This is a genomic window from Calidifontimicrobium sp. SYSU G02091, from assembly GCF_022631395.1.
Classification (GTDB): domain Bacteria; phylum Pseudomonadota; class Gammaproteobacteria; order Burkholderiales; family Burkholderiaceae_C; genus Calidifontimicrobium; species Calidifontimicrobium sediminis.
In genome coordinates this window covers 61,385-84,541 of the sequence record NZ_JALBGB010000018.1, presented here as the reverse complement: position 1 = coordinate 84,541, position 23,157 = coordinate 61,385, and the positions used below count along the sequence as shown (strand labels likewise).

Genomic DNA, 23,157 nt, shown 5'->3' with positions numbered 1-23,157 from the left:
GTACCGCGCTCTCGTTGCCTTCGTCACTTCACGTTCTCCTTGCTTGGATTGAATCACTCAGCAAGGGATCCGGTTTTCGAGGGCAAGGTCACTATGCCGTCGCGCGGGCCAGTGGCGCGCCGGCGATCGACGCGTTCCTCGCCGCGTACAACTGGACTGGCAAACGCGAGAACGCCCGCCAGGAGGCGGCCGTTGTCGAGGGTCGTGAACGTGTTGCCCGTCGGATTCAGGAACTGCGCGACCGCTATGCCGAGTCGGCGGTCGAGGCGAGCCGGGGCTCGTTGTCGGAGTCGCGCCCGCGCGCCTACACGGTAGCCGACGCCATGGCCGAGCTCGATCAGGCCTACAGGCTCGCCATGGACAACGCCAACCCGACGGCGATGGTCCGCGTCGTCGAGGCGCGGATCAAGCTCTATGGGCTGGGTATTGGCGACGCCAGGAATCCGGTCGACCAGCCCGCGATGACCTACGAGGAGGCGATCGAGCTGCTGCAGCGCATCAAGGCCCTTCGGGAAAAGGCGAACTGACGGGGCCTCGCTGATGCCGGGCTGCTCCTGATGGGCAGCCAGCCACGACGCCGGGCAATGCCGGATCGTACACCGACCACACCAAGCGCTGTCGGTGCCGCTGCGGCCGCGGATCTGGGTGTTGCGATGGTTTACGAAATGCTATTCTGCGCACCAGCCCGGCTGTCTTTCAGCCGGTGCCCATCGGGCTCCCATGATCCGCTGCCACCTCTCCACGCTGATGGGCCGAGACAAGCTCCGCATTGCTGACGTGGCCCGCCAGACCGGGCTCAACCGGAGCACAGTCACGGCGCTGTATCGGGAGACGGCGACCCGGGTCGATCTGCCGGCCGTCGAGGCGCTGTGCCGCCTGTTCCGGTGCTCGGTCGGTGAGCTTTTCGAGGTCGTTGCTGACGACGCCCAGGTCGCCCGATGAGCCTGGGCCCATCGCGCTGGCACGTCATCGCCGAGTCGCACTTCCCTTGGGAGCGCGAGGCGCTGGAGTGGTTGCGCGCCCAGTTGCCCGACCGCGACCCCTGGCACGTCTGGACTAACTTCGAGTTCATCGACGACGAGGGCAAGGTCAACGAGGTCGACGCGCTCGTCCTCTCGCCCGCCGGCCTGTTCGTCGTCGAGGTCAAGTCGCGCCCGGGCGCCGTGACGGGTGACGCGCACACCTGGACATGGACCACCGACGGCCGCGAGCGCTCGGTCGACAACCCGCTGCTGCTGACCGACCGCAAGGCCAGGCGACTGGCCAGCCTGCTCAAGCGCCAGAGCGCCGTGGTCAAGGCCAAGGTCCGGCTGCCGTTCATCGAACCGCTGGTCTTCCTGTCCTCCACGTCGCTCGCCTGCCGGCTGCAGGGGCAGGCGAGGGCGGGTGTCTTCCTGCGCGGCCGGCCCAGCGATCTGAACGACGACGGCATCGTCGGCGCGCTCTCGCGCGGCCTGCGCACCGCGAACCTGCCGCCGGTCGACGCGCATCAGGTGCGCGCGATCTCTCGTGGCCTGGCCGAGGCTGGCATCCGCCCGTCGAACAAGCACCGGCAGGTCGGGGACTACCGGCTCGGCAAGCTCATCGCCGACGGGCCGACCTACCAGGAGTGGGAGGCGCGCCACGTCAGCGTCGACGTGCAGCGCCGCGTGCGCATCTACAACCTCGCCGGCGCCACGAGCCCCGAGGAGCGACAGGCGCGCGTCACCCAGGCGCAGCGCGAGTTCAAGATCCTGGAGGGCATCGACCACACCGGCATCCTGCGCTGCCGCGACTACAAGGACACGGAGCTCGGCCCCGCGCTGATCTTCGACCACGACCCGAAGGCCGTGCGCCTCGACCACTTCGTGCGCGACCACGGCGCGCGCCTGAGCGTCGGCCAGCGCCTGCAACTCGTGCGCGACATCGCCGAGGTGCTGCAGTACGCGCACTCGCGCCGGCTGTACCACCGCGCGCTCGGCCCGCAGAGCATCCTCGTGCGCGGCGCCGACGGCGGCGACCTGCGCGTGCAGCTCATGAACTGGCAGACGGCCGCGCGCCAGGCCGAAACCGCGGGCGCCACTGCCACCGTGCACCGCACCACCGGCACGCAGCACGTCGAGGCCTACGTCGAGGACCCGGGCCTGGTCTACCTCGCGCCGGAGACCACCCGCGCCGACCCCGCCCACGGCGCCGAGCTCGACGTCTTCTCGCTCGGCTGCCTCACGTACCTGATCTTCAGTGGCCAGCCGCCCGCCACGTCGACGCTGGAGCTGGCGGCCAAACTGCGGCTGGGCCCCGGCCTGCGCCTGTCCGACGTGCTCGACGGCTGCCACCCGCGCCTGCACGAGCTCGTGCAGTACGCCACCAACCCCGAGGTGCTGGCGCGCTACGACACCATCCAGGGCTTCCTGGGCGATCTCGACCGCGTCGAGGACGAGCTCACCGCCCCCGACCCCGAGGCCACCGTCGACCCCAGCCGCGCCGGCCCCGGCGACCGCGTCGAGGGCGGCTTCACGGTGGTCAGGCGCATGGGCCGGGGATCGTCGAGCGACGCGCTGCTCGTGCGCCCCGACGGCAGCGACGAGGAGCTGGTGCTCAAGGTCGCCATCGACGCCGCCCACGGCGAGAACCTGCAGGCCGAGGCCGACGCGCTCGGCAAGCTCCAGCACGCCAACATCGTCGCGCTGCGCGAGGTTCGCACCGTCGCCGGCCGCACCGCGCTGCTGCTCAAGAGCGCGGGCGACGAGACCCTCGCGCAAAAGCTCAAGCGCGACGGCCGCCTGTCGCTGGACATGCTGCAGCGCTTCGGCGACGAGCTGCTCGACGCCGTGCGACACCTCGAAGACGCGGCCGTCGTCCACCGCGACATCAAGCCCGACAACATCGGCATCGCCGAGTCGCGCACCGGCAAGCTCAAGCTCGTGCTGTTCGACTTCTCGCTTGCACGCACGCCGGCCGAGAACCTCACCGCCGGCACGCCGCCGTACCTCGACCCGTTCCTGACGCTGCGTCCGCAGCGCCGCTGGGACCTGCACGCCGAGCGCTTTGCCGCTGCCGTCACGCTGTACGAGATGGCCGTGGGCAAGCCCCCGCACTGGGGCGACGGGCAGACCGCGCCCGCCATGCTCGACGTGGAAGCCACGCTCGAGACCGAGGTCTTCGACCCCGTCGTGCGTCAACCGTTGACCGATTTCTTCGCCAAGGCGCTGCGGCGCGACTACCGCGAGCGGCACGACAACGCCGACGACATGCTGCGCGCCTGGCGCGCCGTCTTCGAGCGTGCGTCGACCACGCAGCCCGCTGCGGCTCAGGGGTTCGAGGCGGTCGCGGCGGTGGCCACCGGCCACACCACGATGGCCGAGCTGGGCTACAGCCTTGAAGCGCAGGAGGTGCTCGACCGCATGGGCGTGCACAACGCGCGCGAACTGCTGGCCGTCGACCGCATCCGTTTCCGCTACCTGCGCGGTGTGGGCGACAAGGTTCGCAAGGAGATCCGCCTCAAGGCCAAGGAGCTCGCCCGCCTGCGTCCCGACCTCACGCAAGGCCGCGGCAGCCTGTACGACGGTGCCGAGCCGGACGCCGACGATGCGCGCGTGCCCGTCAGCGTCAACGAACTGGCCGAGGCGCTGCTGCCGCGCCGCCCGGCCGGCGACGATCGCCCCGAAGAAGTCGCGCTCGCGCATTACCTCGGCCTCGACGATGCCGTCCCCGCCGGGCAGTGGCCCTCGGTGGGCGACGCCGCCCAGGCCTGCGACGTCGACCGGGCGACGCTCGCCACGGCGCTGGTGAAGGCGCGCGAACGCTGGCTGAAGAACAAGGCCTTCACCGAGCTGCGCAACCAGGTCGAGGTGCTGCTGGCCACGCAGGGCCAGGTGATGACCGCGCACGAGCTCGCCGCGGCGCTGCTGGCGCTGCGCGGCTGCGCCCTGCAGGACGACGCCGAGCGCCTGCGCCTGGCCAGCGCCGTGGTGCGCGCCGCCGTCGAGGCCGAGTCGCACCTGGACCAGCCCCGCTTCGACGCCTTCGACCACGCTCCGGTGCCGCTGGTGGCCACCTCGTCGCCCTGGGCCGACTACGCGCGCCAGCTCGGCACGGTGGCCGACACCTGCGCGCTCGCCGACCCGCTGATGCCGCCCGGCCGCGTGCTCGAAGCGCTGGAGTCCGTTCGCCCACCTTCGGAGCCGGCGGGGCAGGCCGACGCGCCTGCCATCGCGCCCATCCCGGCCGCACGCCTGCTGCGCCTGGCCACGATGGCCTCGCGCAAGGCGGCGCTGTCGAGCCGGCAGGAGATCTACCCCCGCGGCATGCCCGCGCTGCAGGCGCTCAAATCGTCCATGGGCGCGCTGCTCGGCGCCACCGAGCTGAGGGTCCAAGAGCTGCGCGACCGCGTGCGCGGCCGTTACCCCGAGGCCGAGCCCCTGCCGGACCGCCCGCTGCTCGACCGCCTGCTGGAGGAGGCCGGCGCGCCGCTGCACTGGGACCCTCTCGCGGCCGACGGTGCCGGGGCCTACCGGCGTGAGAGTCTGGGCGGGGGCCTCACGGCCGGCACCACCACGCTGTTCGCGCGTCGCTCCACCGTCGACGGTGGCGTGGCGGCACGCACCGACGCCGTCTCGGGTGCCGCAGCCGACGCCGCCGCGATCGAGGCCCGGCTGCAGCGCAGCCTCAGGCAAGGGGGCCTGCTGGTGCTCAGCGTCGAGCCGCGCCTCGCGCGCCACGCCGAAGCTGAACTGCTGCGCCGCTTCGGGGCCGGCGCGATCCCGCCCGGTGCCGGGGTGTCGCCCTTGCAGCGCCTGAGCGTGGATGCCGTGCTCCTGCGCGAGCTGCGCCGCCAGGCCGACGCGCTGCGCGTGGACTGGGCCACCGTCCTGCGTGCCGATGCCGCCGATCCCGGTTCACGCGACTGGCGCAACCTGATGGCGCTGGTGCAGCGTGCGCTGCCGGCGCTGCGGCAGGCGCTGCTCGACAGCGCCGACCCGCTGCTGGTGGTCAATGCCGGTCTGCTGGCCCGTTACGACCTGATGGCGCTGGTCAGCGAACTGGAGGCCAGCGCCGGCCGCCCGGGCCACACCCCCACGGCGTGGCTGCTCGTGCCGACCCACCAGCCCGCGCAGGCCGCGATCGACGGCGTGCCCGTGCCGCTGGTCAACGCCGGTGCCGCCATGGCTCTGACGCTGCCCTGGGTCGAGAACCTCCACCGCGCTGCAGCGGGCACTGCTGCCCCGTGAGACGCCTCGAGCGTGCCACAGACCCGCTGATCACCGCTCCCATCGAAAGCTCCGCCGTTGATCCAGGCCCCCCAGCTCCTCGCCGACCTCACCCGCCAGCTCAAGCGCCTAGAGGACGACCTGCGCCTGCGTGTCTTCGACCCGGCCACCGACGTGCCCGCGCTCAAGCCCACGCTGCAGGCGGAATGGCAGGCCGCCCGCGACGCCGACCGCACCGCCGAGACCTTCGAGACCTGGGCCGAGCAGGTCCTCACGCAGGCCGGCGTGCACTGGCTGCTCTCCTGCGTGTTCATCCGCTTCATCGAGGACAACGGCCTCGTCGAGCGCCCCTGGCTGGGCGGCACGCCCGAATCCGGCCGCCTGGCGCTGGCGCGCGACCGCCACGAGGCCTACTTCCGGCAGCGCCCCACCGAGAGCGACCGCGACTACCTGCTCGCCGCTTTCCGCGAGGCCGGCGCGCTGCCGGGCCTCGCCACCTTCTTCGACGCCGCGCACAACCCGGTGTTTCGCCTGCCCATCAGCGGCGACGCCGCGATGGCGCTGCGCCAGTTCTGGCAGCAGGTGGACCCGAACACCGGCACCCTGGTGCACGACTTCACCGACCCCGCCTGGAACACCCGCTTCCTCGGCGACCTGTACCAGGACCTGAGCGAGGCCACCCGCAAGCGCTACGCGCTGCTGCAGACGCCCGAGTTCGTCGAGGAGTTCATCCTCGACCGCACGCTCACCCCCGCCATCCGCGAGTTCGGCTTGCGCGAGGTGCGGATGATCGACCCCACCTGCGGCAGCGGCCACTTCCTGCTCGGCGGCTTTCACCGGCTGGTGGACGAGTGGGCGCGCGCCGAGCCCGGCCGCAACCGGCGCGACATCGCGCAGAAGGCGCTCGACGCCGTGGCCGGCGTGGACCTGAACCCCTTTGCGGTGGCCATCGCGCGCTTCCGGCTGCTGCTGGCCGCGCTGAAGGTGGCCGAGGTGCAGCGCCTGGCCGACGCGCCGAACTTCAGGCTCAACGTGGCCATCGGCGACAGCCTGCTGCACGGCCGGCGCTTCGGCCTGACCGCCACCGAGGGCATGTTCGAGGGCGCCGAGCACTACGCCGGCACCGGGCTGGCGCATGCCTACGCCAGCGAGGACCTGGACGAGGTGAATCGCATCCTCGGCCGCCAGTACCACGCGGTGGTGGGCAACCCGCCGTACATCGTCGTCAAGGACGCGGCGCTGAACGCAGCCTACCGGCAGCGCTATGCGAGCTGCCACATGAAGTATTCGCTCGGCGCGCCGTTCACCGAGCGCTTCTTCGAGCTCGCGCTCACCGGCAACGGCCGTCCCGCGGGCTTCGTCGGCCTGATCACCGCCAACAGCTTCATGAAGCGCGAGTTCGGCAGCAAGCTGATCGAGCAGGTGCTGCCGCGGCTGGACCTGACGCACGTCGTCGACACCTCGGGCGCCTACATCCCCGGCCACGGCACGCCCACCGTGATCCTGTTCGGCCGCCACCGCGCGCCGGTGGGCGACGCGGTGCGCACGGTGATGGGCATCAAGGGCGAGCCGAGCACGCCCGACGACCCGGCGCAGGGGCTGGTGTGGTCGGCCATCGTCGGGCAGGTCGACCGGGCGGGCTCGGAGAGCGAATTCGTCAGCGTGGCCGATACGCCGCGAGCCACTTTTGCCAAGCACCCGTGGAGCATCGGAGGGGGCGGGGCGGCCGACTTGAAGGAACGAGTTGAAGATGGCCGCGGGACGTTGGGTTCGGTAGCAGATTCGATTGGATTTGCAAGCTTCACGGGCGCTGACGAGGTCTTTAGCGCATCCGCAGCGGCACTGCGACGTGCGGGCTTCCCAGCGAACACGATCCGGCCATTTGTCGTCGGTGACGCCGTCAGGGACTACGTCGTTGGAGGTGACGATTACGCCTTTGCGCCGTACACCGAAAGTCTCGACCCCATCCCCCTTGCAGCCGACAGCCGTTGGGGTCGCGCGATGTGGCCTTACCGTTCGTCGCTGGAAGGTGTGTTGTCTTTCGCTGGTAAGACGAGAAAGGAGTGTGGTGACCTCTGGTGGACTTGGTATCGCTGGGTGCCAACGAAGTATCGGCAGCCTCTGAGCATCACCTTCGCCGAGGTCGCCACCCACAACCACTTCGTCCTCGACTGCGGCGGCAAGGTCTTCAACCGGACGGCGCCGGTGATCAAGCTGCCGGCCGGCGCCAGCGAGGACGAGCACCTCGGGCTGCTCGGGCTGCTCAACTCTTCGGTGGCGTGCTTCTGGTTCCAGCAGGTGTGCCACAACAAAGGCGGCCCCGGTGGCGGCAGCAGCAAGGACGAGAAGTGGCACGACTTCTACGCCTTCAACTCCACCAAGGTTGCCGAGTTTCCGCTGGTCGCGGAGCGCCCGGTAGCGCTGGCGCGCCGACTTGACGCCTTGGCCATGCGACTTGGCGCGTGCATGCCGGCGGCGCAGATGTCAGCCGCGAGTGCAGCAGGAACCACGCTGACGCGTGGTGCGCTCAACCTTGCGCGGACTGAAGCCGCTTCGATCCGAAGGCAGATGGTCGCCTGGCAGGAGGAACTCGACTGGCACGCCTATGGCCTGTACGGCGTGCTGCCGACCGGGATAGACCCCGCGTCTGTGACCCACGCCGATCCGCCCGAAGTGGAGCGCGGTGAGCGAGCGTTCGAAATCGTGCTGGCGCGCCGCGTTGCTGCCGGCACGCTGGAGACACGTTGGTTCGAGTGGCTGGGCGTCGCACCGGTTACCGAGATTCCCGTCCGGTGGCCTGCGGACTACCGCGAGGTGGTTCAGCGTCGTATCGACTTGATCGAGCGCGACCGCAACGTCGGCCTCGTCGAGAGCATGGGCTGCAAGCGACGCTGGGAGTGGCCGGTCTGGGACGAGCTGGAGCGCACCGCGCTGCGCGATTGGCTGCTCGACCGCCTCGAAGCCCCGCACCTGTGGCCCGCCGGCGACGACCACCCGCCGCAGCTCACCACCGTCAACCGCCTGGCCGACGCGGTGCGCGGCGACGCCGGCTTCATGCAGATCGCCGAGCTCTACGCCGGCCACTCGGGCTTCGACGTCGCCCAGGTGGTGGCCGAGCTCGTCGCCGGCGAGTCGGTGCCCTTCCTGCCCGTGCTGCGCTACACCGACACCGGCCTGCGAAAGCGCGCGCAGTGGGAAGCCACCTGGGCGCTGCAGCGCCGCGAAGACGCCGGCGAGAACGTCGGCAAGATCCCCGTGCCGCCCAAGTACCAGAGCAAGGACTTCCTGAAGGCCGACTTCTGGCGCCTGCGCGGCGGCCTGGACGTGCCCAAGGAGCGCTGGGTCAGCTACCCCGGCTGCGAACGCGGGGCGGACGGCAGCCTCGTCATCGCCTGGGCCGGCTGGAACCACCTGCAGCAGGCCACCGCGCTGGCCGCGTACTACCTGGACATGAAGGACAACGAAGGCTGGCCGCGCGAACGCCTGCAGCCCCTGCTGGCCGGCCTGCTGGAACTGGTGCCCTGGCTCAAGCAGTGGCACAACGAGGTGGACCCCACGTTCGGCGAGCGCATGGGCGACTACTACGAGGGCTTCCTGAACGACCAGGCGCGGGAGCTGGGGTTCACGCGGGACGACTTGCGGGCGTGGAAGCCGGCGCCGCAAACAGCGCGGCGTGGGCGGCCGAGGAAGGCTGCGGTATGAGCACGAACCTCGTGTCTTCGGCTTCGGCGGCTCAGCCCGGTCGTCCGGTCCCGAACCGCCGTTGCGAAGGTCTTCTGGCGCTGGTCAGCGCGAACAGCATCCATCGAAAGGAATCGACACCATGGCAGCGCTGAAGCGTCTGAATGTGGAAGGCTTCGTGGCCTTCCAGCAGCGGCTGGACTGGAAGGACCACACGTCGCTCAACGTCATCATCGGCGAGAACGACACCGGCAAGACCCACTTGCTCAAGCTGCTGTACGCGATGACGCGGGCCATCGAGGAGCATGCCAAGAAGCAGGCCGGCCCCGAGCCCAAGGAACTCAGCGAGTTGCTGGCCAGCAAGCTGCGCTGGACTTTCCTGCCGCAGAAGATGGAGTTGGGCCGCCTGGTCTCGCGCGGCGCGGGCCAGCGGCTGTCAGTCGAACTTTGCTGGAACGCGGGGGGCTATCTCAAATTCGGCTTCGGCAAGGACACGACCGTTCGCATCAACGAGTTGCAGACCAACGGCTTGCCGGAGCTGAACGGCCACAAGGCCAGCTTCCTGCCGCCCAAGGAGATTCTGTCGATCTTCGACGCGATCGTCGCCACCCGTGAGTCGCAGGAACTGGCGTCTTTCGATGACACCTACTACGACCTGGTGCAGGACTACCGGCAGCCCACCCTGCAAGGCAAGTTGCAGTCCAACATCAAGACTGCCCTCGACCATCTCAAGAGCGTGACCGGCGGTGGCGAGGTGGAGATGACCGCCGAGGGGTCCATCGTCTTCCGGCGCGGCTCCGAGGTGTTCAACATGCACCAGACCGCGGAGGGCATCAAGAAGATCGGCATCCTGTCGCGGCTGATGCGCAACCGGCGTCTGACCCCGTCGGGTGGCTGCGTGCTGTTCGTCGACGAGCCCGAGGTGAACCTGCATCCGAAGGCCATCGTGCTGTTCGCCGAGATGCTGCACGAGTACGCGCAGTCGGGGATCCAGGTATACCTGACCACGCACAGCTATTTCCTGCTCAAGCGCCTGGAGCAGCTCGCCCGTGCGCACAAGACCGACTACACGCTGCTCGACTTGCGGCGGGCCGAAGGCGGAGGGGTCACTGGTTTGAGTTCCCGGCTGTCAAAGGGCCTGCCGATGAATCCGATCGTCGAGGAGTCGCTGCGGCTCTTCGACCGCGACGTCGAGCTCGAACTCGGGAGCTGAAAGGTGGCGACGTATGTCGAGTCGGGCCTGGAGGTCAACCTGCCGGACGGCGCGCACTTTCGCTTCGAGAGTCTGCCGACCTACGTACAGGTCAGTGGCCAGCAGGTGAAGGAGATGGACTTCGCCTGGTTGCATAACGGCAAGCTCTGGCTCCTGGAGGTCAAGGACTTCAAGCAGGTGACCGATTCGTTGACGAAGGATGACTTCGTGGCTACCAAGGGTCAGCCCGCGCCGCGTCGCTTCGAGGAGCTGGTCACCAAGATCACCGACTCGCTGCTGATGCTGCTGGCCGCCTGGGCACAGACCGGCTGGGGCAAGAAGCTGGCGGCGGAACTGCCCGCGCCTGCCCGCAAGGCCGTACCGCTGAAGCTGATCGTCGCGATCGAGCTTCCGGTCGCGCTGGCGGTGCATCTCGGCGCGCTGAAGACCGCCCTGAACGATCGGCTCAGGGGCAGGGTCGCGATGGTCGATGTGCCGGTGGTGACGCTGCTGGATTACACGCGCTTGGCAGCGCACCCTGCGACCGGCCCGTACGTGAGGCGGCTGCCATGAGCGACCGGCAACGTGGTTCGCGGGTTGACCTCTGGGGGCCTGCAAGCGTCGAAGCAGCTTCACGTGCAGCTCTTGGCGACCGTGGGCCGTCATGACCACGCTCGTGTCCGAGAAGGCCGCGGAGATCCTGTTCAACCGCTTCATGTTGCAGTGGTTCGGGCTGGGTGCTGCGCAGTTGTTCGCGCCCACGTCGCCGCAGGAGTTCGCCTGTGGCTACGACGGCAAGGTGGTGGGCTTCGACGCCATGCGCGAGCTGTACCTGCAGTTCAAGGCGCCTTCGCTGTCGCGGCGCGATCGGCGGTTCACCGTCCGGCTGACGCCGCACCAGCACGAGCGTCTGAAGCGCTATCCACCGGGATCGGCGTTCTACGTGGCCGGCATGTTCGGCTCGATGGCGGACTTCAATCGGGCCCAGGCTGGCGTCAAGACGGCCGAGGACTTCCTGCGTCATTTCGTCTGCATCGACGCGGCAGCGCTGCCGCAGGATGCGCGGGCGATCACCTTCGGGATCCCCGAGAGCCACCGACACTCGCCCGAGCCGGGGTTCAAGGCCTCGGCGCACGGCCCCGGCCCCGCCGACTTCGAACCGCTGGTGGGCAGCCAGTGGGAGCGCGGCAACACGCTGGTGTCCAAGCTGAAGCAGGGACAGGTGGGCCGCGTCTTGAGGTTCGGCCCCGAAGGTGAGTGCGCGCGCGCCGACGCGGTCGCTCCGGTTACCGAACTGGGCTCGATGCCGACCGAGGCCGAGTGCCGGGGCATGGGCACCTTCGTACGGATTCCGGTTGAGCAGTGAGCGGCCACGACGTTGGAAAGAAAAACATCGTCGGCTGGAGTCTTGTATGAAAAACTTTGGGCTCGATAAAGAGAAACCGCGTCACCAATGATCGGGTACGAGTTCCTGCTGTCGCGCATCCCGCTGCGGATGCCGCCGCCGACGCGGCCGGCGCGGGTTCGTCCGGTCACGCGGATCGAGCCGATGCCCGATCTGCTCGCAGTGCCTCGGCATGTGGCGCCAGCCGACGACGCATCGCTGCTCGACCATGTGCTCTTTGCCCTGAAGCACGAGACGCTCCAGTTGGCCATCCTGCACGAGGCGCTGAAGCTCGTGCCGGGCGAGGACCTGCTGCGGGCACTCGCCACGCAGCGCACGGGCGGCTACCTGCGCAAGGCGGCCTTCCTGTGGGAGAAGGCCAACGGGCAGGCGCTGCCGCTTCCCTGGGACACCACCGGCGGCAACTACCTCGATATCTTCGACCGCGGCACCTACTACACCGGGCCGTTGTGGGAGCGCAGCCCCAAGTACCGCGTCAACTTCAATGGCATCGGGCCTTACGAGTTCTGCCCGGTGGTGATGCGGGACGTCGCACTGGAGCAGCGCGGGCGCGACGTCCTGGAGCGCCTGCGCGCGTGGGCCACCGACCCCGCCAACGCCGGGATCGTGGACCGGGTGATGAATTGGGCCTACCTCAGCGAGACCCGGGATTCCTACGCCATCGAGAACGAATCGCCGACACCGGACAAGGAGCGAGCCTTCCTGCAGGCGATGGAGCACCTGCGCGACCGCACCCCGCTGACGGAGGGCTACCTCGTCGGCCTGCAGAACGTCGTGATCACGAACGACCTGAAGCTGGAGCACGCATTCCGCCGGCGCCAGAACTGGCTGCAGCGGGGCGGGCACGGGGCGCTGGCGGTGCGCTACGTGCCGCCGCCGCCCGAGGCGCTCGGCCCGCTGATGGACGGGCTGATGCGCATGGCCAACGCCCGCGAGGGCGACGTGCCGCCATTCGTGAAGGCGGCGCTCGTGAGCTTCGGCTTCGTCTTCCTGCACCCGTTCATGGACGGCAACGGGCGCGTGTCGCGCCTGCTGGCGCACCACAGCCTGAACTTCAGCGAGGTGCTGCCGATCGTCGGCGGCAACCCGGCGATCCTGCCGTTGTCGGTGGCGATGAAGCGCCACGAGAAGGACTACCTGGCCGCGCTGGAGGCCTTCAGCAGGCCGGCACGGCAGCTTTGGGACGTGACCTACGTCGCCGACAACGAGTTCGTGTTCGAGTTCAAGTCGTCGCCGATGGTGTACGCCCACTGGCCGGCCGATGCCGCGGCGGCATTCGTCACGGGTTGCGCCGAGGTGGCGCTGCAGCAGTCGCTGTTCGACGAAACCTCGTTCATCCAGGCCTACGACCGGGCCTACGAGCAGATCGACAAGGCGTTCGACCTGCCCAACCGCACGATCAACCTGCTGATCCAGTGGATCCGGCAGAACAACGGGCGCATGCCCGAGCGGCGAAAGAACGCGGCCGAGCTGATCCTGCTGAAGCCCGAACAACTCGCGCGCATCGAGGCCATCGTGGCCGAGTGCTTCCACCACGACGCCAGCCAGAACTGAAGAGGACCGAGATGCCGCTGATCAGGGAGTTGATCGCCATCCCCGAGCGGGTGCACCAGGGCGACTTCGTCCTCAAGCTGTCCGAAGGCGTCGCGCACGCCGACCAGACGCTGCGCGACTACGTCGTGACGCCGCAACTGGCGGAAGCGTTCAAGAACGCGCTGGGCTTCATCCAGCAGGCGGTGCTCTCGGGCAGCAGCAAGGCGGCCTACCTGCACGGCTCGTTCGGCTCCGGCAAGAGCCACTTCATGGCTGTGCTGAACCTGCTGCTGGCCGGCAACACGCAGGCGCGCGCCATCCCCGAACTCGCCGATGCGGTGGCGCAGGCGACGTGGACGCAGGGGCGCAAGTTCCTGATGGTGCCGTACCACATGATCGGCGCGCGCGACATGGAGTCGGCCATCCTCGGCCAGTACGCCGAACACGTCCGCCGGCTGCACCCCGAGGCACCAGTGCCGGGCTTCTATCAGGCAGAGGAGCTGTTCCGCGACGCGCAGGCCTTCCGCAGCCGCCTGGGCGACGAGGCCTTCTTCGCCAAGCTCAACGAGGGCCGCGCGGCGGGCGGCGGCGGGGGCTGGGGCGCCCTCGAGACGGGGTGGGACGCGACCAGCTTCGAGGCGGCCATGATGGAGCCGCCCTTCGGCGAGGAACGCTGCCGGCTGGTCGGCGACCTGATCTCGCAATACTTCTCCGCCTACCGCGCGCTGGCCGACGGCGGCGAGGCCTTCGTGCCGCTGGACGACGGGCTGGCGATCATGAGCCGGCACGCGAAGGACCTCGGCTACGACGCCGTCATCCTGTTCCTCGACGAGCTGGTGCTGTGGCTGGCGAGCCATGCGGCCGACGTCAACTTCGTCAGCCGCGAGGGCACGAAGCTTGTCAAGCTGGTCGAGGCGACCAACGCCGACCGGCCGATCCCGTTGATTAGCTTCGTGGCACGCCAGCGCGACCTGCGCGAGCTCGTGGGCGAGAACCTGCCAGGCGCCATCGGCGTGCAGTTCACCGACGTGCTGCGGCACTGGGAGGCGCGCTTCCACCGCATCACGCTGGAAGACCGCAACCTGCCGGCCATTGCCGAGAAGCGGGTGCTGCGGCCCGTCGACGACGCTGCCCGCCAGACACTCGCGGCTGCATTCGAGGACGTGCTGCGCCTGCGCCGCGATGTGCTCGACACGCTGCTGACGACCGAGGCCGACCGCGAGATGTTCCGCAAGGTCTACCCGTTCAGCCCGGCGCTGGTGCAGACGCTGATCGCGGTGTCGGCCGCGCTGCAGCGTGAGCGTACTGCCCTGAAGCTGATGCTGCAGTTGCTGGTGGATCGGCGCAACGACCTCGAACTCGGTCAGCTCATTCCGGTGGGCGACCTGTGGGACGCGATCGCCGAAGGCGACGAGCCATTTTCGGAGGCGATGCGCGCGCACTTCGACAACGCCAAGCGCCTGTACATGCAGCGCCTGCTGCCGATGCTGGAGGCGCGGCACGGCACGACGTGGGAGGCGATCAAGCTCGGCCAGGCCGATCCCACGGCGGCGAAGAACCTGCGCAACGACGCGCGGCTTCTGAAGACGCTGCTGCTCGCCGCGCTGGTGCCGGAAGTCGAGTCGCTGAAAGCGCTGACGGCGCAGCGTCTCGCGGCGCTGAACCACGGCACGTTCCGCTCGCCGATCCCGGGGCAGGAAGCGCAGCAGGTGCTGCGCAAGATTCGCGACTGGGCCGGCGAGGTCGGCGAGATCAAGGTCACCGACGACGCCAACCCGCTGGTGTCGATCCAGATCACCGGCGTAGACCTGGAGCCGGTGCTGGCCGCCGCGAGCACCAACGACAACCCGGGTAACCGCAAGAAGAAGGTCCGTGAGCTGCTGTTCGAGCAGCTCGGCATCCACGACAGCGGAGGCCTCTTCACCACGTACGAGTTCGCCTGGCGCGGCACGCAGCGCGAGGTCGAGGTGCTGTACGAGAACGTGCGCGAGATGACCGACGACACGCTCAAGGGCCGCTCCGGCGCGTGGAGCGTGATCCTGGACTTCCCGTTCGACGAGCCGAACCGCACGCCCAACGACGACCTCGCGCGACTCAACGACTACCGCGGCGGCAGCACCCGCACGCTGGTGTGGCTGCCCGCGTTCCTCGGGCCGAAGGCGCAGCACGACCTCGGCCGCTACGTGGTGCTCGACCACATCCTGCAGGGTGATCGCTTCGACCAGTACGCGGGGCACCTGTCGGCCATCGACCGGGCACAGGCCAAGGCGCTGGCGAGAAATCAGCGCGACTCGCTGCGCATCAAGCTGCGCGGCGTGCTGGAGGTGGCCTACGGCATCACGAGCGAGCCGCGCGACGCGGTGGTGCACCACCTGAGCGCCGACCAGCAGTTCCGCTCGCTCGACCCGACGCTGGCGCCGCGCCCGCCCGTCGGCGCCGACTTCAAGGCCGCGTTCGACAACCTGCTCGACCAGTTGTTCGCGCACCAGTATCCGGCGCATCCGCAGTTCGACACGGCGATCCGCCCGTCGGTGGTGAAGAAGGTGTGGCCCGAGGTGCGTGCCGCCGTGGAGGCACCGCAGCAGCGCGTGCTGGTGGCCGACCCGGCGACGCGGCGGCTGGTGAGGTCGGTCGTCAACGCGTTGAAGCTGGGGCAGATGGGCGAAACGCACCTGCTGCTCGATCCGCACTGGGCGTCACACTTCGCGCAGCGCGCAGCACTCGAACCGCAGGCGCCGCTGACGGTGGCCAGGCTGCGCGAGTGGATCGATCAGCCGCGCGCGATGGGGCTGCCGGTCGAGCTGCAGAACCTCATCATCCTGACGTACGCGGCGCAGACGAACCGGCGCTTCCTGCTCAACGGTGGCCCGTACGAGCCGGAGGTCGATCGCCTGCCCGACACGGTGGAGCTGCGCGAACAGGCCCTGCCGCCGGCGGCACACTGGCAGACCGCCGTCGCACGCGCCGCCAGCCTCTTTGGACTGGTGAGCCCCGAAGGCCTGAACGCTGCCAACGTCGACAAGCTGGTCGCCGACGTCAAGGCCGCTGCGACGGCGCGGCGCGCTGCGGTCGCCGATCTCGTGCGGGCGATCGGTGATCGTGCGAGTCGCTATGCATCCGACCCGCAAGGTGTTCCGGGTGACCGCGAACGCACGGCCACTTCGGCACAGGCGCTGCTGGCTGCACTCACTGCGTCGGACGAGGTCGGCCTCGTCACCACGCTGGCGACGGCGACGCTGGAGACCTCAGAGGCAGCAGTGGCACGCGCGCTGGGCCAGGCACAGGCGGTGACCACGGCGTTGGCCCAGGCGAAGTGGACGCTGTTCGACGCGGTTCGGAATCTTGCCGATCACCGGCGGGCGGCCGGTGAGGATCTGGGACGGCGTTTGTCAGAGGTGCTCCGGCACGACGAGCACGTCATACCGCTTCAGACGAAGCTCGACGAACTGACCGCGGAGGCTGTGCGCCTGCTGGCCGAGCCCGTGGCGCCGGCCGTCGCGCCTGCTCCGGTGCCCCCCGCACCGGTGCTGGCTTCACCGGCGCCGGCACCGTACGGCACGAGCCAGGTGGTGGTCGAGGAGAACCAGAAGTCCGACCTCGACGCGAGCAGCGCGGTCGAGCTGCTCGACAAGCTGAAGTCGAGGCTGCAGCGCGACCGTGACCTGGAGTTGACGTTGCACTGGCGTCTGCAGCGCAAGGGTACGCAGTCGTGAGCACGTTGCCGATCATCTCCACGGCGCAGGCGGCCGCGCAACTCGATGCCGTGCTTGCGCGCGAGCCGGCGGCCGCGGCGGTGGCGATCCGGGCCGCGGGGCCGCTGCAGGGCACCACGACGATCGCCCGGCGCGGACGCACGTTCGCCGTGCGCTGGTGCGAGAGCCGCCTGGCGTTGCGCGAGGCGCTGGCCGATGTGGACGACGCAAGAGCCCCGGGCGACGGCCTGCTGCTGCTGACCCCTCTGGCGGACACCGAGGTGCCCGACGACGTGGCGGCCCGGCTGGCGCGGGCCCGCGTGTTCCAGCCCGGCGGCTGGGAGATGGTGCGCCAGCTCTTTGCTGCGCACGGCACCGATGCGCGCCTGGGACGGTACGAGTGGATGCCGCAGGTGCTGATCGAGAGCGCCGACGCCGGCCCGTTCGCACCCGTCCAGAGCGGCTTCCTGGACCTGGAAACCGCGTGGCGTGAGGTGATGCAGCGCTGCCTGCAACTGCCCGAGGCGCGCCCCGACGCCGCCACGCTGATGCGTTGGGCGCTGAGACCCGACCTGCCTGTCCTCCTGGGGCGACTGCCGGCCCGGGCGCGATCGGACGCGTTCGAGTGGATGGCCAGTCATGCGGGTGCGGCGGGGCAGATGACGCTCCATTGCATCGAGGCGGGTCGCGCAGCAGACGCCGCGGCGCTCGGCGTGGTGTGCGGTGTGGTCTTTGCGCCCGCGGGCGACGGGGTGGCCGACCTGGCCCAGGCCGCGGTGCGGGTGGAGCGGTACGTCGGCGACCGGCATGTCTCGGTGGACGTCGGGCGTGACTGGGCGACTCACGCCGGACGACTGCTCGATCGCCTGGAGCCGGAGGAGGCTCGCGCCGTCCTCGACCGTGCCGACGCGCTGTTGCGCGAGTTGCGCGTGCCTGGGTATGCGCGCCTGAGCGACTGGACGCCGGCGGGGCTGGAGCAGCGGCTCGCCCTCTTCGCCGACGCGCTCGTGGCCCTGCTGGACGATGCCGGCGAGGCGACCGCCGCGGCCGTCGAGGAGGCGGCCGGCGACGTGCTGCGGCATCGGCTGGCCGGCCTGCAGCCGCTGCGCATGGAGCGGGTCAGGATGGCGCGCCGGCTGGGCCGCTGGCTGTTGCGGCCATCGTCGGCTGCAGGCGGGGTGGACGGGCTCGTTGCGCAGCATGCCGACGAAGGCGCCTTCGTCGACTGGGGGCGTTTCCGCCTGCTGGGGGGCGACGAGTTGCCCGAGCTGTCGCAGGCCTACGCACGCTTGCGCGCGGTCGTGGCGCAGCGCAGGGACGCGCAGAACAAGGCGTTCGCGGCAGCGCTCGCTGCCCAGGTGCGAGAGGCGCAGCCCCTCGGCGCGCGGGCGGTGCCGGTCGAGCAGGTACTCGAAAGGGTGGTGGGATCACTGGCCGCGTCGCACCCGGTGCTGCTGCTGGTGGTCGACGGCTTGAGCGTGGCCATCTTCCGGGAGCTTTTCGAGAAGCCGGAGCGGCACGGGTGGGTCGAGTGGTTGCCGCAGGCGCTTGAGCGACCGCTCGTGGGCGTGGCCGCGCTGCCGACGGTGACCGAGGTCAGCCGTGCCAGCCTGCTGTGCGGACGCATCTGCACGGGCACGGCGCCGGTCGAGAAGGCGGGGTTCGCCGCGCATCAGGCGCTGCTGGCGCAGAGCAGCAACAGCCACCCGCCGAAGCTGTTCCACAAGGCAGAGCTCAGCGAAGACGGCAACCTCGCGAGCGGCGTGCGATCGGCGCTGGCGAACCCGAGTCAGAAGATCGTGGGCGTGGTCTACAACGCCGTCGACGATCATTTGAGCGGGCCCGACCAGTTGCATCAGCGCTGGAGCCTGGAGGACCTGCGACTGCTGCTGCCGCTACTGCGCGAGGCACGCGACTCGAAGCGCGTCGTCGTCGTGACGGCGGATCACGGCCACGTTCTGGAGGAGGCGAGCACGCAGTGCGCGGGCGGCGTGAGCGACCGCTGGCGCCCGGGCACGGCGGCCGCCGATCCGAGGGAGGTCCTGCTGGCCGGCGCGCGCGTGCTCACGCCGGAGGGCGCGCAGCGCGCTGTCTGCCTGTGGAGCGAAGCGGCGCGCTACACGGGGCGCAAGAACGGCTACCACGGCGGCGCGAGCCCGGCCGAGGTGCTGGTGCCGCTGGCAGTGCTGGCGCCGTTCGGTGTCAACCTGGCCGGCTGGAAGCCTGCCCCGCCGCAGCAGCCCGATTGGTGGGATCTGCCGGCGGCGCCAGCGCCGGTCGTTGCACACCCGGCGCCGCGTACCTCGGCTCGACGGCCTGCGGCGGTGCCGGTCGGGCAGGGCGGGCTCTTCGGCGACGAGGAGCTGCCGGTGCCGTCGGGACCTGCCCGCGACGGTGAAGACTGGATCGGCGCCCTGTTGGCCTCGCCCGTGTACGCCTCGCAGCGCCTGCTGGCCGCGCGCGTGGCGCTGGCCGACGAGCAGATGCGCCACCTGCTGGCGTCGCTCGACGAGCGCGGCGGCAAGCTCAGCCGCGCGGCACTGGCGCAGCGAATGGGGGTGCCCGAGCTGCGGCTCGGCGGCATGCTCAGTGCCGCACGCCGGATGCTCAACGTCGACCAGGTGCAGGTGCTGAACGTCGACGACGGCGCCGGCATGGTCGAGGTGAACCGCGCGCTGCTGATGCAGCAGTTCCGCTTGCCGACGGCCGGGGGGAGCCGATGATCAGCGCGGCACGACGCGAGGACATCGTCGCCGCGTTGCGGCGCGGCACGGTGCCGAATGCCGGGCTGGACGCGCTGGCGGTGGGGATCGACGCGCTGGCGCCGGTGCTTGACGAGGAGCTCGCGGCGGCGGCCACCGGGCGTGCCGGGTTCAAGGCGGTGCGCGGCGAGTACGGCAGCGGCAAGACCTTCTTCGGGCGCTGGCTGCAGGAGCGTGCCCGCGCGAAGGGTTTCGCGTCGAGCGAGGTGCAGATCAACGAAACCGAAACGCCGCTGCATCGCCTGGAGACGGTGTACCGGCGCCTGGTGGAGCGGCTGGGCACCAGCGATGCGCCGTCGGGTGCGTTTCGCAGCGTGGTCGACGGCTGGTTCTATGCACTGGAGCAGGACGTGCTGGCTGACGGTCGCACCGACCCCGCCGACACGCAGGCGCTGCTCACGAAGACCGAAGCGCTGATGGAAGCGCGGCTCTCCGCGATCAGCCGCAGCGCGCCGGCGTTCTCGGCGGTGCTGCGTGCGTACCGCAAGGCCCTGGCCGCGGGCGACCTGCCAACGGCCGAGGGGCTGATCAGTTGGCTGGCCGGCCAGCCCAACGTGGCTGCCAGCGTGAAGCGTGTCGCCGGCATCAAGGGCGACCTGGACCACTTCACCGCGGCGAACTTCCTCGCTGGGCTGCTGACGATCCTGCGCGACAGCGGGTACGCCGGGCTGCTGCTGGTGCTCGACGAGGTCGAGACGCTGCAGCGCATGCGCGCCGACACGCGCGAGAAGGGGCTCAACGCGTTGCGCCAGTGGATCGACGAGATCGACGCGGGGCGCTATCCCGGGCTGTACCTGGTCATCACGGGCACCCCGGCGTTCTTCGACGGCCCACAGGGCGTGCAGCGACTGGCGCCGCTTGCGCAGCGGCTGCACGTGGACTTCGGGGCGGACCGGGCCTTCGACAACCCTCGCGCCGTGCAGATCCGGCTGAACCCGTTCGACCAGGCGGCGCTAGTGGCCGTGGGCCGCCGGGTACGCGACATCTTCGCCGAGGGCCGCGCGGCGGAAGCGCGCATCCGACGGCTCGTCGACGATGCCTACATCGAGACGCTGGCCAAGGCGGTGACCGGCGGTCTGGGCGGCAAGGTCGGCGTGGCGCCGCGCCTGTTCCTGAAGAAGCTCGTCGGCGACGTGCTCGACCGCGTCGACCTGCACGAGGGCTTCGATCCCCGCCAACATTACCGGCTGACGTTGAACGACACGGAGATGACGGTCAACGAACGGGCGGCGGCCGGCGCGGCGTCGGTGGACGACATCGAGCTGTGAACGCCGACGCGAGCGCCTTCGAGCGGCTGCACCCGGCAGTTCAGTATCACGTCGTCAACTCGCTCGGCTGGTCGTCGCTTCGGCCGACCCAACTCGACGCCATCGCGCCGATCCACGAGGGCCGCCACTGCCTACTGTTGGCTCCGACCGCTGGAGGCAAGACGGAGGCGGCGTTCATTCCGGTGCTGTCGAGGATGGCCGCCGAGGGCTGGCGTGGCACGAGCGTGCTGTATGTGTGCCCGATCAAGGCGCTGCTCAACAACCTGGAGCCGAGGCTGAGCCGCTATGCCGGCCTGCTCGGGCGCACGGTGGAGGTGTGGCACGGCGACGTGGCGGCAACGCGCAAGCGCCGCGTGCTCGGCAACCCTCCCGACGTGCTGCTGACGACGCCAGAGTCCCTGGAAGGCATGCTGGTGTCGCCGCGCATCGAGCGGCAGGGCTGGTTCGGCAACCTTCGTGTGGTGATCGCCGATGAGCTGCACGCCTTCGCCGCCGACGACCGCGGTTGGCACCTGCGCTCGGTGCTGTCGAGGATCGATGCCTATGGCTCGCAGCCGCTGCAGCGCATCGGTCTGTCGGCCACGGTCAGCAACCCCGAGGAGTTGTTGACGTGGTTCGCGCCGCGCGGTGAGCGCCAGGTGGTGGGCTCGTCGGCCGTGTCCACCGACGCCGACGTCACCATCGACCACGTCGGTTCGCTCGACAACGCCGCCATCGTGATCTCGCGCCTGCATCGAGGCGAGAAGCGCCTGGTCTTCTGCGATTCGCGCAGCAGTGCCGAGAAGCTGGGCGCCGCGCTGAACCAGATGGGGGTGCGCACCTTCGTCAGCCATGCGTCGTTGAGCGCCAGCGAACGCCGGCAGGCCGAGGCCGCGTTCGCCGAGGAGCGGGACTGCGCGATTGTGGCGACGTCGACGCTGGAACTGGGCATCGACGTCGGCGACCTCGATCGCGTGATCCAGATCGACGCGCCGTCGACGGTCGGCTCGTTCCTGCAGCGCATGGGTCGCAGCGGCAGACGTGCCGGCAGTCGCCGCAACTGCCTGTTCCTCGCTACCACCGACAGCGCGCTGTTGAACGCCCTCGGCATCGTCAACCTCTGGTCGAAGGGATGGGTCGAGGCTGCGGTGCCTCCGCCCGAGCCGTGGAACGTGGTGGCCCAGCAAGCGTTGCTGATGGCGCTTGAAGCCGGGCGAACGACCGCGCAGGAACTGGTTGACAGCCTGGGGCGGTCGTTTCCTGAGCTGCCCATCGACCGCGTTCGTCTGATGGTGGACCACCTCGTCGCGGCCGGACATCTGGCGCGCGAGGACGAGGGCACCGTGCAGATCGGGCCCCAGGCCGAGCGCGAGTACGGTGGCGGGCACTACCGTGACCTGATGGCGACCTTCACCGGGGGGGCCCTGCTCACGGCACGGCACGGCGCGTCCGAGGTGGGCTACCTCGACCCCACCGTGCTGGCCGGGCAGGGTGACGTGCTGGTCGTGCTGCTGGCCGGCCGGAGCTGGCGGGTTCGGGAGGTGGACTGGAAGCGGCGTGTGGTATGGCTCGAACCTGCTGAGGAGGGAGGGCGGGCACGATGGACCGGCGGCGGCCGAGGAATGAGTGCCGAGCTTGCAGCATCCATTCGCGACGTGCTGTCGGCCGGGGAGGTGAACGGCGTGACCCTGTCACGCCGCGCCCGCGCTGCATTCGACTCCGTTCGTGACGAGACGCCGGTGGCCATCGACCATCTGCCCGTCCAGGCGGATGGGGCGTGGCGATTCAGGCTCTGGACCTACGCGGGCACGGCGGCCAATCGGACACTGATGCTGACGTACAAGAAGGCGGGTGCCTATCGGTTCGATGGGCTGGGCGTCGATTTCCGAGTGGATCCGCAACGGGCCATGCGCGACGGTGCGGTCGGCTCCGTGCCTGAGGCCGATGTCATCGAACTGACGACGGGCCTGAAGTTCGTCGGCCTGTTGCCCACTTCCATGGCCATCAGTGTCGTGAAGGCCCGAATGTTGGTTGACACGGTCAAGGTCCTGGGTCCACTGGGATCAGTTCAAGCCATGATAGAGCGTCGCTGATCGGGAGTACGTATCCGGCGGCGTGGCAGTGGCGCCTTGGCGATGCTCCATACCCTGTTTCCTTACACCGATGGATGAATCCGAGATCAGCCAAGATCACCGACGGACCCTAAAAGCGTTCAGGAAGACGCTTCGCACACTGCCTCCCGGTGTTCTCGGAGCGGTCTACTCGACGTTGGCCGCGAAAAGGTTCGATCACCTCGGTGACCGCCCTTGATAGGTACTTTCTGGAGGTGACCGAGGACTTCATCATCAATGCCATCGGGCAAATGCCTCGCCGCGAGCTAGAGCAACTGCTGACGCCGCTGCATGGGACCGTTGACAGAGGAGAAGCGACCCAGAGAACAAGGACGATCGTTCAAC

Annotated in this window: 12 protein-coding genes; all 12 read left to right on the top strand. The window is 69.7% G+C overall.

Annotated features, from left to right (window positions below; all coding sequences use genetic code 11):
• A partial coding sequence (locus MOJ79_RS12220) for a hypothetical protein (protein ID WP_241924410.1) occupies nt 1–527 on the top strand: 527 nt, incomplete at its 5' end.
• Between the two features lie 193 nt (nt 528–720).
• Nucleotides 721–942, top strand: coding sequence for a helix-turn-helix domain-containing protein (locus tag MOJ79_RS12215; protein ID WP_241924409.1), 222 nt, complete (start codon nt 721–723; stop codon nt 940–942).
• Complete coding sequence (gene pglW / locus MOJ79_RS12210; protein WP_241924408.1) at nt 939–5,210, top strand: BREX system serine/threonine kinase PglW; 4,272 nt, start codon at nt 939–941, stop codon at nt 5,208–5,210. The genes MOJ79_RS12215 and pglW overlap by 4 nt, the downstream gene beginning before the upstream one ends.
• A gap of 57 nt (nt 5,211–5,267) precedes the next feature.
• Nucleotides 5,268–8,891, top strand: coding sequence for a BREX-2 system adenine-specific DNA-methyltransferase PglX (gene pglX / locus MOJ79_RS12205; RefSeq protein ID WP_241924407.1), 3,624 nt, complete (start codon nt 5,268–5,270; stop codon nt 8,889–8,891).
• 121 nt (nt 8,892–9,012) lie between these two features.
• Nucleotides 9,013–10,083, top strand: a complete 1,071-nt coding sequence (locus MOJ79_RS12200) for an AAA family ATPase (RefSeq protein WP_241924406.1) — start codon at nt 9,013–9,015, stop codon at nt 10,081–10,083.
• A gap of 3 nt (nt 10,084–10,086) precedes the next feature.
• Entirely contained in the window at nt 10,087–10,635 is a 549-nt protein-coding gene (locus tag MOJ79_RS12195) for a hypothetical protein (RefSeq protein WP_241924405.1), read from the top strand.
• A 91-nt stretch (nt 10,636–10,726) separates the two neighbouring features.
• Nucleotides 10,727–11,428: a hypothetical protein gene (locus MOJ79_RS12190; RefSeq protein ID WP_241924404.1), complete on the top strand. Its 702-nt coding sequence runs from the start codon at nt 10,727–10,729 to the stop codon at nt 11,426–11,428.
• A 183-nt stretch (nt 11,429–11,611) separates the two neighbouring features.
• The gene (locus MOJ79_RS12185; protein ID WP_241924403.1) at nt 11,612–13,021 is read left to right on the top strand and encodes a Fic family protein; all 1,410 of its coding nucleotides are present in this window, start codon (nt 11,612–11,614) and stop codon (nt 13,019–13,021) included.
• 11 nt (nt 13,022–13,032) lie between these two features.
• Complete coding sequence (locus MOJ79_RS12180; RefSeq protein ID WP_241924402.1) at nt 13,033–16,713, top strand: DUF6079 family protein; 3,681 nt, start codon at nt 13,033–13,035, stop codon at nt 16,711–16,713.
• Nucleotides 16,710–19,415, top strand: coding sequence for a BREX-2 system phosphatase PglZ (pglZ, locus tag MOJ79_RS12175; protein WP_241924401.1), 2,706 nt, complete (start codon nt 16,710–16,712; stop codon nt 19,413–19,415). Before MOJ79_RS12180 ends, pglZ begins: the two co-directional genes overlap by 4 nt.
• Nucleotides 19,412–20,722, top strand: a complete 1,311-nt coding sequence (gene brxD, locus MOJ79_RS12170) for a BREX system ATP-binding protein BrxD (protein WP_241924400.1) — start codon at nt 19,412–19,414, stop codon at nt 20,720–20,722. The genes pglZ and brxD overlap by 4 nt, the downstream gene beginning before the upstream one ends.
• Nucleotides 20,719–22,794 (top strand): DEAD/DEAH box helicase, encoded by a 2,076-nt coding sequence (locus MOJ79_RS12165; RefSeq protein ID WP_241924399.1) that lies wholly within the window; start codon nt 20,719–20,721, stop codon nt 22,792–22,794. The genes brxD and MOJ79_RS12165 overlap by 4 nt, the downstream gene beginning before the upstream one ends.
• Nucleotides 22,795–23,157 lie beyond the last annotated feature (363 nt).